Here is a 12,761-nt window from a genome sequence, read left to right as displayed (position 1 = left end):
GTCGGGCCCCGTGTCAGGCAATAGCGTCCCGCGGTCAGAGCAGGTCGAAACGCGTCAGGACCCGGCGATAGATGTCGCGTTTGAACGGGACGATGGCGTCGAGCACCTCGGCCCCCGGCATCCACGCCCAGCGTTCGAATTCGCGTTCGTGGGCGTCGAGGTCCACCGCATCGTCAGGCCCGTCGTAGCGAAAGCGGAACCAATGCTGTTCCTGTCCGCGGTAGCGCCCCTTCCAGAGTTTCGCCGCCAGCTCGACCGGCAGGTCATAGGCCAGCGGCGCGTCGAGGGCACCGATCTCCTCGACGGCATCGGGCGCGAGACCTGTCTCCTCCTGCAACTCGCGCAGGGCGGCGGCGCGCGGGTCTTCGCCCGGGTCGATCCCGCCCTGGGGCATCTGCCAGGCTCCGGGGAAATCGAGGCGCTCGCCGACCCAGATCAAACCCTCCGGGTTGGTCACGCAGACGCCCGCGCAGGGACGGTAGGGAAGCCGGGCGATCTCTTCGGGGGTCATGGGGGCCTTTCGGTGCCGGGCGGGCGACATGAGGTCGCCCGGCCCGCGGAGGGGTCAGCGCTCGATGGCGGTCAGACCCTTGAGGATGTCGATGGCATAGGCCATCTGATAGTCTTCGGCCCGCAGCTTCGCGGCTTCCTCGGCGGCGGCCTGCTCCTGACGGATCTGCTCCTGCTGATCGTCGGACAGGCTGTCGTTCGTCAGCGATCCGCGCAGCCCGGCCTCGGAACGGCGGCCGGGGAGGTTGGCCTCGTCTTCCTCCTCGGTGTTCGGCTCACGCGGGGGCTGGACGACGACGATGTCGGGCGAGATGCCGAGCGCCTGGATGGAGCGGCCCGAGGGTGTGTAGTAGCGCGCGGTCGTCAGACGGATCGCCCCGTCGCCGCGCACCGGCATGATCGTCTGGACCGACCCCTTGCCGAAGCTCTTGGTGCCCACGACGACGGCGCGACGGTGATCCTGCAGCGCTCCGGCGACGATCTCGGAGGCCGAGGCCGAACCGCCGTTGATGAGCACGACCATGGGAAGACCGTCGATCAGATCGCCTTCCTCGGCGTTGAAGCGGTCGCCGTCCTCGCTCTGGCGCGTCCGGGTCGAGACGATCTCGCCCTGGTTGAGAAAGGTATCGGCAAGTTCCACACCGGCGGTCAGAAGGCCGCCCGGGTTGTTGCGCAGATCGAGCACGACGCCGTTGACGTTCTCGAGCCCGCCCATCGTCGCGACCGTCTCCTCGAAGCCCTCGCGGACGTTCGGCAGGGTCTGGTCGTTGAAGGTGGAGGCGCGGATGACGATGCTGTCGCCCTCCTGCCGGACGCGCGCGGCGGTCAGGCGAATGGTGTCGCGGGTGATCGAGATGTCGATCGGCTCTTCCAGCCCCTCGCGCACGATGGTGACGACGATCTCGCTGCCGACCGGGCCGCGCATCAGCTCCACCGCCTCTTCGAGCGTGAAGCCGAGGATGCTCTCGCCGTCGACGGCGGTGATGTAGTCGCCCGCCTCGACGCCGGCCTCGAAGGCCGGTGTGCCGTCCATCGGTGTGATGACCTTGACGTAGCCCTCCTCCTGCGTGACCTCGATGCCGAGGCCGCCGAACTCGCCGCGCGTGTCGGTCTGGACGTCCTCGTAGTCGCGCGGCGGCAGGTAGGACGAATGCGGGTCGAGGGATGTCAGCATCCCGTTGATCGCCGCCTCGATCAGCTCGCCCTCGTCCACGTCCTCGACGTATTGGTCGCGGATCCGCTCGAAGACGATGCCGAACAGATCGAGCTGTTCGTAGACCGTCGCCTTCTCGGTTTCCTGCGCCAGAAGCGGGCCCGCGACCTGTGTCGCCGCCAGGATGCCCGCCAGGATGCCGCAGCTTGCGGCCATCGCCATCTTCTTCATCTCGTTCCCCTGTCCATGTGGCGACCGGTGGCCGCCACCCCTACTCGATGGCGAACCATGTCGCCGGGTCCGTGGGCGTTCCGCCCTGTCTTACCTCGATATAAAGCGTTTCCGGACGCGAAGCGCCACCGTCCGTGACTGAATCACGCAGGTTTTCCGCCCCCTCCGGCGAAGCACCGCCCATCAGACCGAGCGGCGCGCCCGCACGCAGGATTTCGCCCTGACGAGCGTAGACCTCCGAAAGCCCCGCGAACACCAGCAAAGTCTCCGGTCGCGGCTCGAGGATGGTCACATTGCCGTAATCGAGGAGCGGGCCGGCGTAGCGCACGGTCGCATCGGCCGGTGTGGTGACGATGGCCGAGGGCACCGTGGCCAGGACGAGCCCGGGACGCGCGATGCCGGCGGCGTCGGGCTGGCGGAAGCCACGCAGGAGCCGGCCGTCGACCGGCAGAGGGAGCGGCAGAGCGAGATCCACTGTCTCCGTGGGCGGGAGCGCGCCGAGCCCCTCGGCAAAGGCCTCCAGCGTGTCGACCCGCCCCAGAAGCGCCGCGATGCGCGCACCGTCTTCGGCCAGGCGCGGCGGCAGGTCGGTGCGCTCCGCGATCGCCTCCGACAGCGCGACGCGCGCCTCCTGCACGCCCGTCAGCCCCAACGCAAGGCTGTCGGCGGCGGATTCCTCCAGGATACGCAACTCCCGCAGGTCGGCGAGGTCGGCGCGCAGCACCTCGGCCCGGGCGTTGAGCGCGGGGGCCACCTCGCCCAGCATCATCGAGGAGCGCGCGGTGCCGAGCGCGCCCGACGGGTGCAGGAGAAGGAGCGGTGCAGGCGCGCGTTCGATGGTCTGAAGCGCGGCGACGAGGCGGCCGATCTCATCCTCCCGTGCGCGCAGATCCTCGGTCAGCGCACGTTCGCGCAGGGCAACCTGCCGCAGCCCCTCGCGCAGGGCAGAGAGGCCCTCCTCGTAGGCCTGCACCACGCGGGTGAGCGCCTCGACCCGGTCGCGCGCGCCCTCGGCCCGCTCCAGCGCCTGCGCGGCCTGCGACAGTTGCGTCGCGGCGGCGCGGGCGGTCTCGGCCGCGGTCTGCTGCGCCGCCGCCGGAGCGGCCAGACACAGGAGCAGGCAGAGCCAGCGGATCATCCGAGCAGACTCTCGCCCGTCATTTCCTCGGGCGGGTCGATGCCCATCAGCTGCAGCAGCGTCGGGGCCAGATCGCCCAGCTTGCCGTCGCGCAGCGCCGCACCCTCGGGGCCACCCCAGAGGATGACGGGAACGGGGTTGAGCGTATGCGCGGTGTGAGGCTTGCCGGTCTCGGCATCGACCATCGTCTCGCAGTTGCCGTGGTCGGCACATACGATCATCGCCGCGTCCCTGCCCTCGAGCGCCTCGACCACGCGGGCAAGGCCGCGGTCGACGGCTTCGCAGGCCGCGGTGGCCGCATCGAGGTCGCCCGTGTGCCCGACCATGTCTGGGTTCGCATAGTTGACTACGATCAGGTCGTAACCCTTCTCGATCGCGGCGACGAAATGGTCCGTCACTTCGACCGAGGACATCTCGGGCTGAAGATCGTAGGTCGCCACGTCGGGCGATTTCGGCATGTGCCGGTCCTCGCCAGTCTCCGGCTCCTCCCTGCCGCCGTTGAGGAAGAAGGTGACATGCGGGTACTTTTCGGTCTCGGCGAGGTGGAACTGCGTCAGCCCCTTCTCGGCCACCCAATGACCCAGCGTGTTCGGCACGGTCTGCTTCGGGAAGACGGTGGACATGAAGGCATCGTGCGCCTCCGAGTAGTCGACCATGCCGAGCATGTGCAGCTCCGGCCGCTCCTGCGTCTCGAAGCCGTCGAACCCGGGCGCGGCAAAAGCGCTCAGAATCTCGCGCGCCCGGTCGGCGCGGAAGTTGAGGCAGAAGACGCCGTCGCCCGCGGACATGCCGTCGTAGTCGCCCAGAACGCTCGGCTGGATGAACTCGTCGCTCTCGTCCCGCTCGCGGGCGGCGGCAAGCGCGGCCCTGGCATCCTCGACATGCTCACCCTCGCCCCAGACCATCGCGGCCCAGGCGCGCTGCACCCTGTCCCAGCGGTTGTCGCGATCCATGGCGTAGTAGCGTCCGGTGAGCGTGCCGACCGTCGCGCCCTCGGGCAGGCCGTCCATCAGCGCCTCGACGAAACACTCGGCCGATCGCGGCGCGACGTCGCGGCCATCGGTGATCGCATGGATGACGGTGGGCACGCCCGTATCGGTCGTCGCACGGGCAGCGGCGAGCAGGTGGTCGATGTGCCCGTGCACGCCGCCGTCCGAGATGACGCCCATCAGATGCGCGGTGCCGCCCCCCTCCTTCAGGGTCGCGATCCAACCGGTCAGCGCCTCTTCCGCTGCGAATGTGCCCTCGGCGATCGACTTGTTGATGAGGCCGAGGTCCATCCAGACGACGCGGCCGGCTCCGATGTTCATGTGTCCGACTTCGGAATTGCCCATCTGCCCCTCCGGCAGGCCGACGGCGGGCCCGAAGGTCGTGAGCGTCGCGTTGGGGCAGGTGGCCATGAGGTGGTCGAAGGTCGGCGTCTCGGCGCGGTCGGGGGCCGATTGCTCGGGGCGATCGGAGAGGCCCCAGCCGTCGAGAATGCACAAAATGACCGGTTTCTTCTGCATGGATGTCTCGTTTTGTACAAAACTTCTGGGGGCCTTAGACCCGATGATAGGGGCTGCCCGCAAGGATGGAGGCGGCGCGGTAAAGTTGCTCGGCAAGCATCACGCGCACGAGCATGTGCGGCCAGACCATCGCGCCGAAGCTGATCGTGAGGTCGGCAGAGTTGCGCAGATCGGGGGCCAGCCCGTCCGCCCCGCCGATGACGAGCGCCACGTCGCGCGCGCCGTCGCGCCACGCGCCTAGACGGCGCGCGAAGTCCGGTGACGTCGGTTGTGTCCCCCGCTCGTCGAGAAGGACGCGCACGGCCCCCGACGGGATCGCCCGTTCGATCAGCGCGGCCTCCGCTTCCATGCCGGCACCCTTCGCGTCGATCTCAGTGATCGTGACGGACGGCAGGCCAAGTCCGCGGCCCGTCTTGGCGAAGCGGTCGAGATAGTCGTCCACCATCAGCTTTTCCGGCCCCTTGCGCAGGCGGCCGACGCAGACGAGGCAGAGCTTCACGTCAGCCCGTGCCGGCCGCGTCCGCCGCCGGGTCGAGCCACATCTTCTCGAGCTGATAGAACTCGCGCACCTCGGGGCGGAAGATGTGCACGATCACGTCCCCCGCATCGAGGAGGACCCAGTCCCCCTGGCTCTTGCCCTCGGCTCGGGCGGTGCGGCCGAGGCTTGCCTTGAGCTTTTCCGAGAGCTTCTCGGCCAGCGCGCCGACTTGCCGGGTCGAGCGGCCGGAGCAGACGACCATGTGGTCGGCCACGGTCGATTTGCCGGCGAGGTCGATCTGGACGATCTCCTCCGCCTTTTCCTCTTCGAGGGTGCTCAGGATGAGAGCCAGCGTCGCGTCGCTGGCGGTGGTGTCCGCGCCGGGGCGGCTCTGGGTGTCGGAAGGCAGGGGTCCGATCCTCCGGGGGCTGGCGCGCCGAGGGGCGCTTCATGGCTGAAGGGTAACACCGGGGGTCCGCCCCGGCAACGTCAGCGCGCCATATGCCTCCCGGAGCGGCGGAATTCAATCGCCCGTGCAGGACGGCAGGGTCGCGGGATCGAGCCCCACGGCCGTCAGCGGAGCCTCCCGGACGAGCGGCAGGCGCGGGCCACCCTGCTCGAGGATCACATCGACCGAATACCGCGCATCCCGGTCCGGCCCGCGGCCATCTATGCAGGCCCCGACCGTGACCGTCATCGTGCCGTCGACACCCGGACCCTCCGCCCAGCCCCGCAGGAGCGCCTGCTGGCTGCGGAACCGTTCGTAGTCCGCGGGGTCGATACGAAAGCCGCCCTGCCACGGGGCGAGCACGAAGGTCTCGCTGGCCTCGGCCCCATCGTCCTCGCGCACGCCCGAGAGGACGAGGATGGATTTGCCCGGCAGGAGCCCGACACCTTCCGGCAGGACCGGAAACGCCGCGACGTCGGCGGGATCGGCGGTGATCGGATCGAGGCGCGACGCCAGCAAAGCCGTGCCCGGCACGACGGAGGCGCAGGCTTGAAGCAGTGCGGCGATGCCGAGGGGGAAGAGTATTGACTTCATTTCAATTCTCATATTTTTACTGTTTTATAATAAACTTTCATTATGGATTCGGAAATGACTGTCAAGAGGGTGAAACGTGTCTCCTACGGGCTGAAATGGGGCGTGACCGCTATCATGGCCGGGGCCCCGCTGCTTCTGATCTGGCTGATCCTGAGCGGAGCCTTCACGGCTCATGCGATCGCCGATGCCCACCCGAACCTGCGCGTCGAGACCGTGATGGGCGTGGGACAGATCGTCGGCTACATCCTGCTCGAGGTCCTGCTCCTCACCGTCGCGCTCTACGTGCTCTGGCAGTTGCGCGGACTTTTCGGGCGCTATGCCGCCGGCGAAATCCTCACGGCCGAAAGCGCGGCTCACCTCTTGCGGGCCGGGGCGGGAACGCTTCTGCTGGCCGCCGGCAGCGTCGTCGTCGGAACGATCCAGACCCTCCTGCTGACCTGGGGCAACGCCCCGGGGGAACGCAGCCTCGCCGTCTCCGTTTCGAACGCGGAACTCGGCTTCGTGATTTCCGGCGGCCTGCTCCTCGTCGTCGGCTGGGCCCTCGTGGAGGCGGCGCGGCAGGCCGAGGAAAACCGGGGGTTCGTCTGATGCGGATCGTCGTGCGGCTGGACGTGCGCATGGCGATGTGCAAGCGCAAGGGGCGAGACCTCGCCGCCGAGATCGGCATTACCGAGCAGAACCTCAGCCTGCTGAAGTCCGGCAAGGTGAAGGGCATCCGCTTCGAGACCCTCGCCCGCCTCTGCGACGCGCTCGACTGCCAGCCCGGGGACCTGCTCGAGGCGGTGGATGACGCCGACCCAACGGCCTAGTACCGGCGGGGGTCGGCGTTTCAAGCACGGACTGACGCATTTTTCGAAATCTAAGAGATCAGGACCGGCGGAAACCGATCCCGAAGCGTAGCCTAATCTCTCGTTATTCATAATTTTATCAATGCGATATATATTCTGAATGTGTGCTTTTACGTCTCCGCGTTGACTGTATACAGTGCATTTAATATACACACTGCTTAAGCGGAGCACGTATTGTATGTCGTATAAGAATTCGATCCTGATGGGGACGCTCGGCGGCTATCACGACCGCTTTCACCAATTCATGCCGGTCAAGAGCTTCGAGGAGCGGCTGGAAGTGGCCAAGACGATCCCGCGAACCCATGGCGTCGAGCCGGTCTATCCGCAGGACCTGGGCCACGACGGCGCGGCGGTCAAGACGGTGCAGGAGAGCGGATTGGCCGTTTCCGCCGTCAATGTGAACATCAAGGGCGAGGACAAGTTCAAGCACGGGTCTCTCACCAGCCGCGACGCGGGCCTGCGCGCCGAGACGCTTGCCTATCTCAAGGCGGCGATGGATCATTCGGTGACGCTGGGCGCGAAGATGATAAGCGTCTGCCCCCTGATCGACGGCTGGGACTACGCCTTCCAGGCCGACCACCAGAAACAATGGCGTTGGGCGATCGACGTGATCGGCGAGGCCGCCGCCCACAACCGCGACGTCCGCATCAGCATCGAGTACAAGGCCTTCGAGACGCGCAACCACGTCATCCTGCCGTCCATGGGCAAAACGCTGCACTTCTGCGACCGGGTCGGCGCGACGAACGTCGGTGTCACGATGGATGTGGGCCACGCGCTGATCGCGGGCGAATGCCCCGCCGCCGAAATGGCAATCGCGCATGAGGCGGGACGGCTCTTCTACGTGCATTTCAACGACAACGACCGGCAGGCCGACTGGGACATGCTGCCGGCGTCGGTACATCTGTGGCAGACGCTCGAGGTGCTGCACTACATGCGGCGGATCGGCTATGAGGGCTGGGTCGCCTATGACGTCTTCAACCGGGTGGGCGACAACATCAAGGGCATCGCGGCGACCTTCGAGATGATGGAGGATCTCGACCGGCTGCTCGACAAGATCGGCGGCGGGACGATCGAGGCGATCATCGCCGAGGGCCGGCCCGAACGGGGGATGCGCGACCTGGTCAAGGCCCTGCTCTGAGCGGTGCTGGGGCTCGGCTCATATACCTTCCGCTGGTCGATCGGCCACAAGGGGCTCCTTCCCCCGGAGCCGCTTACCCATCTCGACCTGATCGGGATCGCGGCGGAGCACGGGCTGGGCCTCGTCCAGTTCGCCGACAACATCCCCGTCGATACGCTCGACGCGGCAGGGCTTGCGATGCTGCGGGCCGAGGCCGACGCGAAGGGTGTCTCGATCGAGATCGGGACGCAGGCCTTCGACGCGGATCAGGTGGGCCGCTACCTCGGGATCGCGAAGATGCTCGACGCGGAGCTCCTGCGGGTCGCGCTCGACGCGCCGGACGCGGCGGTTCCCGTGCCGGAGCTGGCGACGGCCTTCCGGGACCTCCTTCCGCAGGCGCGGGCGGCGGGCGTGCGCATCGCGATCGAAAACCACTTCAATTACCCCTCCCCCCGCCTCGTCGCGCTACTGGAGGAGATCGACGATCCGTCGGTCGGCGTCTGCCTCGACGTGGCCAACTCGATCTGCGCCGGCGAATGGCCCGCGGAGACGGTCGCGCGCCTCGCCCCGCATACGATCAACCTGCACCTGAAGGACTACGACATCCTGCCCGACCCCTATGGCGTGGGCTTCGCCATAGAGGGCGTGCCGTTGGGCCAGGGCCGGACCGATTGCCGCGCCGTCCTCGAGGCCCTGCCGCGGGACCGGGAGGTTAACGTGATCCTGGAGCACTGGCTGCCCCGGCGGGACGACATGGCCGCCGCGCGGGCCGCCGAGCACGACTGGCTGCGCCAGGGCGTGGCCCATGCCCGCGGGACGCTGGGCCTGTGAGCGCGCCCGCCCGCACCGCTTGCCGCATCGGCCCCCGATGCGACAGACATCTCCGACAAACAGGAGGGAGATGATCATGCCCCTAGGCGCACAGACCGAGACGCTGGAAGACCGCGTCTATCTCGAGATCCGGGACAAGATCCTGAAAGGCGTCTACGTGTCGGGTCAGAAGCTCGTGCAGGAAGACCTCGCCGCCGAACTCGGCGTCAGCCGCACGCCCCTGCGCAGTGCTATCGCGCAATTGAACCGTGAGGGGCTGGTGCGGATGTCCTCGCGCTCGGAGGCCTATGTCGCCGAGTTCGGGCCAGAACGCATCGCCGACCTTTTCGAGCTGCGCGCGGTGCTCGAGGGCCTGATCTGCCGCCTGCTCGCCCCGGTGATCGAGCGCAAGCAGACGATCTACCTGCGCTCGCTCATGGCTTCGGTCGCCGACACCCTCGACGACTGGGAGGACACGGCCTACCGCGAGGCCGATATCGAGTTCCACACCCATCTGACCAAACTGGCCGAGGAGCACGGTTTCAGCCACCTTCTGGAGCCGGTCCATCTGGTGATGCGGATGTCGCTGTCGCACGGCATCCTTCGGGCCCCTGCCGAGACCTATGCCGAGCACATCGGCATCCTCGACGCCTTGGAGGCCCGAGACCCCGACGCCGCAGAACGCGCCATGGTCGAGCACATCCGCAAGACCATCGTGCTTCTGCGACAGCGAAGCGAGACACCCGACGACCAGGGATAGAAAGGCCGGTGCCGGTCGGAGGAGCGAAGGCGGCGGCTGCAATACGGGAGAAGACCATGACACCCATTTCAAGGATCCTCTGCACCACGTCGCTCACTGCCGCGCTCACCCTCGGAAGCGCCGCGCAGGCCGAAATCGAGTTCTGGACGATGCCCTACGGCGACCAAATCGCCTGGAAGGATACGATCGACGGCCTGCTTGAAGGATTCACCGCCGAAACCGGGATCGAGGTGACGCACGAAACCGTCCCCTGGGGCAACGCCTTCCAGACCTACCTTACGATCGCGCAGGGCGGGGCCGCCCCCGATTGCGCCGACATGTACTGGCTCCATTCCTTTTCGGCCATCGGCGGCGAGAACTACGGCCCCCTGCCGATCACCGAATATGCCGACCGCCTAGACCTCGACAGCTTCTACGAGGGCGCGCTGACGGATGTGACCTACCTCGATGAGATCTACGGTATCCCCTGGCGGGGCGACATCCGCGCGATCCTATATCGTACCGACGCCGCCGAGGAGGCCGGGCTCTCCGGACCGCCCACCACATGGGACGAGACCGTCGCGGCCGCGAAGGCGATGCATGTCGCCGACGAGAACGGCAACGTCGACCGCTGGGGCTATGCCTTCGGCACTTCGAATGTCGTGTCGTGGCTGATGCCGCTCTACTGGCAGGCCGGCGGAGAGTTCATGTCCGAGGACGGCACGACCGCGACCATCGACAATCAGGCGATGCGCGACGCGCTCACCTTCATGCACGACATGGTGCACGTCCATAGGGTCGTCGACATCGACAGCTTCGAGAAGGGCTACGAGATGCTGCCCCTCTTCGTCGACGGGCAGATCGCGCTGATCGGCTCGGCCGAGCAATCCTGGGGCAAGCGCCTCGACGCGGAGTATCCCGACGCCGAGGGCACCTGGGCCATGGCCCCCTCTGCGGCCGGCCCGGAAGACGCCGACAGCTTCTCGGGCGCGGGCTACTTCGGCGTCCTGCGCGGGACGGAGCAGGTCGAGGAATGCGTCTCCCTCCTTGAGTACCTGTCACAGAACGAGAGCATCCTCGCACTGAGCCAGGGCTCGGGCAACGTCGCGACGAAACCCGCCGTCATGCAGTCCGAATTCTGGTCCGACCGGCCGTGGAAGCAGGTCGTTGCCGTCGCCCTCGAGGACGCGCACACCTCGCAGCACGCAGCCCCGTCGTGGTCGGCCATCGCCACCTCCGAGCCGGGCGGCATTATCTTCGACCTCATCTACAACACCGTTGTCCTGCAGGAGGACATGGATGCCGAGATCGCCACGGCGCAGGAGCTGATGCAGGGCGAACTCGACCGCTGAACCTCCCCGGGCCCGGGCCGCGCCGGCGGCCCGGACCACCTTTCAGGAAGACTGCGAGACCATGTCCGAGAAGAACGTCTTTTGCTATCTGATGGTCGCTCCCGCGCTCGTCATCACCCTGATCCTCGGTATCTATCCGATGATCCGTTCGATGGTGATGTCGTTCCGCTCCTACGATCTTCTGAACCAGGACAAGAACGGCTGGGTCGGTCTTGACAACTACCGCCAGGTCATGGCCGATGACCGCTTCGTGCAGACGATCAACCAGACCGTCGTCTTCACCTTCGTCGCCATCTTCTTCGTGGTCGTCATCGCGCTCTTCCTCGCGCAGGTGATCAACGCCGAGTTCCGCGGGCGGGCGGTGTTGCGGACACTGATCTTCACGCCCTGGTTCGTGCCGCCGGTCGTCGCCTCGGCGATCTGGATCTGGCTGCTGAACGCCAACGTCAGCCCGATCAACCATTTCCTGCTGGAGGCCGGCGTGATCGAGCGCAAGATCCGCTTCCTCACCGACAGCGACACCTGGGGTCCGTTCTCCATCCCGATGATGTCGATCATCGCGGTGCGTGTCTGGAACGGGCTGCCCATCGCCATCGTCTTCATCCTCGCCGGGCTCCAGTCGATCCCCAAGAGCCTCTACGAGGCGGCCGACATGGACGGCGCGGGCACCTTCTCCAAGTTCTTCCACGTCACGCTGCCGCTCCTGCGCCCGGTGCTTCTGGTGCTGCTCGCGCTCTTCTTCATGAACGGCTTCGGCCATTTCGAGATGAACTACGTGATGACCGGCGGCGGCCCCCGCAACCTGACCAACGTGCTGGCCGTCTGGACCTATCAGGAGGGCTTCCAGTTCCTGCGCTTCGACCGCGCGGCGGCGGCGGGGGGCATCGTGCTGATGATGACCTCGGTGGTGGCCGTTCTCTACATCTGGCTCCAGGCGAAGGATGTCCGCAAATGAGCGACGCGACCTATCCCGCCACCGCAGGGGGCCGCGCCGGCGACCTGCTGACGCGCGCGCTGATCTACATCGTGCTGGCGATGCTGCTCGTCTACATCGTGCTGCCGGTCTTCTGGATGCTCAAAAGCTCGTTCCAGTCGACCTCCGAGATCCGGGCCCTGCCGCCCGTCTGGATCCCGACGGAGCCGAGCCTCGATGCCTACGGGATCGCCAACAGGATCATCCCGATGTGGCGCTACATCCTGAACTCGCTCTACGTCTCGGCCGTGGCCACGGTGATCGCCTCGATCATCGGGGCGATGGCGGCCTACGTGCTGGCGCGGTTCCGCTTTCCGGGGGCGACGCTGATCCTGCTGCTGATCCTGCTGACGCAGCTCATCCCCCCGATCACCCGCGTCTTCCCCGTCTACTTCCTGGTGCAGGAAGCGGGGATGCTGAACACCTACAACGGCCTCATCTTCGCCTATGTCGGCTTCTCGCTGCCCTTCTGCGTGCTGCTGCTGCGCGGCTATTTCCAGTCCGCCTGCCCGCCCGAGCTGGAGGAGGCGGCGATGATGGACGGCTGCACCCATTTCGGGGCCTTCCTGCGTGTGATCCTGCCGATTTCCCTGCCGGGGATCGCCGCCGTCGCCGTCTTCACCTTCCTCAACGCCTGGAACGACTTTCTCTGGGCGTCGCTCCTGCTGTCGTCGGGCGAGATGAAGACGATCCAGGTGGGCCTCGGCGAATTCGCCTCCGAAGGGGGCGCGGGCCAGTACTGGAACGCCTTCATGGCCGCCTGCGTGGCGTCGACGCTGCCGGCGCTCGTCCTCTTCTTCTTCGTGCAACGCTGGCTCGTGGGCGGTCTGACCGCCGGGGCCGTGAAATCCTGAGGTCGCAG

At 66.9% G+C, this 12,761-nt stretch carries 15 protein-coding genes; 8 read left to right on the top strand and 7 right to left on the bottom strand.

The genetic code is table 11. From position 1 onward, the window contains the following. Positions 1 to 34: 34 nt before the first annotated feature. From HSX43_RS00200 to HSX43_RS00170, 7 genes are all read right to left on the bottom strand, one after another. The gene (locus HSX43_RS00200; RefSeq protein WP_179378071.1) at positions 35 to 511 is read right to left on the bottom strand and encodes an RNA pyrophosphohydrolase; all 477 of its coding nucleotides are present in this window, start codon (positions 509 to 511) and stop codon (positions 35 to 37) included. Between the two features lie 54 nt (positions 512 to 565). Then, entirely contained in the window at positions 566 to 1,894 is a 1,329-nt protein-coding gene (locus HSX43_RS00195; RefSeq protein ID WP_179378070.1) for a S41 family peptidase, read from the bottom strand. Between the two features lie 40 nt (positions 1,895 to 1,934). Further along, positions 1,935 to 3,032, bottom strand: a complete 1,098-nt coding sequence (locus HSX43_RS00190) for a murein hydrolase activator EnvC family protein (protein WP_179378069.1) — start codon at positions 3,030 to 3,032, stop codon at positions 1,935 to 1,937. After that, positions 3,029 to 4,540, bottom strand: a complete 1,512-nt coding sequence (gene gpmI, locus HSX43_RS00185) for a 2,3-bisphosphoglycerate-independent phosphoglycerate mutase (RefSeq protein WP_179378068.1) — start codon at positions 4,538 to 4,540, stop codon at positions 3,029 to 3,031. The genes HSX43_RS00190 and gpmI overlap by 4 nt, the downstream gene beginning before the upstream one ends. 34 nt (positions 4,541 to 4,574) lie before the next feature. Further along, positions 4,575 to 5,039: a 23S rRNA (pseudouridine(1915)-N(3))-methyltransferase RlmH gene (gene rlmH, locus HSX43_RS00180; RefSeq protein WP_179378067.1), complete on the bottom strand. Its 465-nt coding sequence runs from the start codon at positions 5,037 to 5,039 to the stop codon at positions 4,575 to 4,577. 1 nt (position 5,040) lies between these two features. After that, positions 5,041 to 5,316 (bottom strand): ribosome silencing factor, encoded by a 276-nt coding sequence (rsfS, locus tag HSX43_RS00175; RefSeq protein WP_407929353.1) that lies wholly within the window; start codon positions 5,314 to 5,316, stop codon positions 5,041 to 5,043. Between the two features lie 225 nt (positions 5,317 to 5,541). Further along, positions 5,542 to 6,060, bottom strand: a complete 519-nt coding sequence (locus HSX43_RS00170) for a hypothetical protein (protein WP_179378066.1) — start codon at positions 6,058 to 6,060, stop codon at positions 5,542 to 5,544. 54 nt (positions 6,061 to 6,114) lie between these two features. On the opposite strand from HSX43_RS00170, the gene HSX43_RS00165 reads away from it, so the two are divergent. The 8 genes from HSX43_RS00165 (at position 6,115) to HSX43_RS00130 (ending at position 12,753) form a co-directional block, all read left to right on the top strand. Next, positions 6,115 to 6,648: a DUF2975 domain-containing protein gene (locus HSX43_RS00165; RefSeq protein ID WP_179378065.1), complete on the top strand. Its 534-nt coding sequence runs from the start codon at positions 6,115 to 6,117 to the stop codon at positions 6,646 to 6,648. Continuing rightward, positions 6,648 to 6,869, top strand: a complete 222-nt coding sequence (locus HSX43_RS00160; protein WP_179378064.1) for a helix-turn-helix domain-containing protein — start codon at positions 6,648 to 6,650, stop codon at positions 6,867 to 6,869. Before HSX43_RS00165 ends, HSX43_RS00160 begins: the two co-directional genes overlap by 1 nt. A gap of 217 nt (positions 6,870 to 7,086) precedes the next feature. Beyond that, positions 7,087 to 8,046, top strand: a complete 960-nt coding sequence (locus HSX43_RS00155; RefSeq protein WP_179378063.1) for a sugar phosphate isomerase/epimerase family protein — start codon at positions 7,087 to 7,089, stop codon at positions 8,044 to 8,046. A 3-nt stretch (positions 8,047 to 8,049) separates the two neighbouring features. Beyond that, positions 8,050 to 8,856: a sugar phosphate isomerase/epimerase family protein gene (locus tag HSX43_RS00150; protein WP_179378062.1), complete on the top strand. Its 807-nt coding sequence runs from the start codon at positions 8,050 to 8,052 to the stop codon at positions 8,854 to 8,856. Positions 8,857 to 8,932: 76 nt separating this feature from the next. Beyond that, positions 8,933 to 9,595: a GntR family transcriptional regulator gene (locus tag HSX43_RS00145; RefSeq protein WP_179378061.1), complete on the top strand. Its 663-nt coding sequence runs from the start codon at positions 8,933 to 8,935 to the stop codon at positions 9,593 to 9,595. A 56-nt stretch (positions 9,596 to 9,651) separates the two neighbouring features. Then, entirely contained in the window at positions 9,652 to 10,926 is a 1,275-nt protein-coding gene (locus HSX43_RS00140; protein ID WP_179378060.1) for an extracellular solute-binding protein, read from the top strand. Between the two features lie 61 nt (positions 10,927 to 10,987). Next, positions 10,988 to 11,881 (top strand): carbohydrate ABC transporter permease, encoded by an 894-nt coding sequence (locus HSX43_RS00135; protein WP_179378059.1) that lies wholly within the window; start codon positions 10,988 to 10,990, stop codon positions 11,879 to 11,881. Continuing rightward, the gene (locus HSX43_RS00130; protein WP_179378058.1) at positions 11,878 to 12,753 is read left to right on the top strand and encodes a carbohydrate ABC transporter permease; all 876 of its coding nucleotides are present in this window, start codon (positions 11,878 to 11,880) and stop codon (positions 12,751 to 12,753) included. Before HSX43_RS00135 ends, HSX43_RS00130 begins: the two co-directional genes overlap by 4 nt. Positions 12,754 to 12,761: the final 8 nt, after the last annotated feature.

This window comes from Jannaschia marina (assembly GCF_013404595.1).
Lineage (GTDB): Bacteria > Pseudomonadota > Alphaproteobacteria > Rhodobacterales > Rhodobacteraceae > Jannaschia > Jannaschia marina.
The sequence above is the reverse complement of the archived record's forward strand: the minus strand, read 5'-3'. Positions and strand labels throughout refer to the sequence as shown.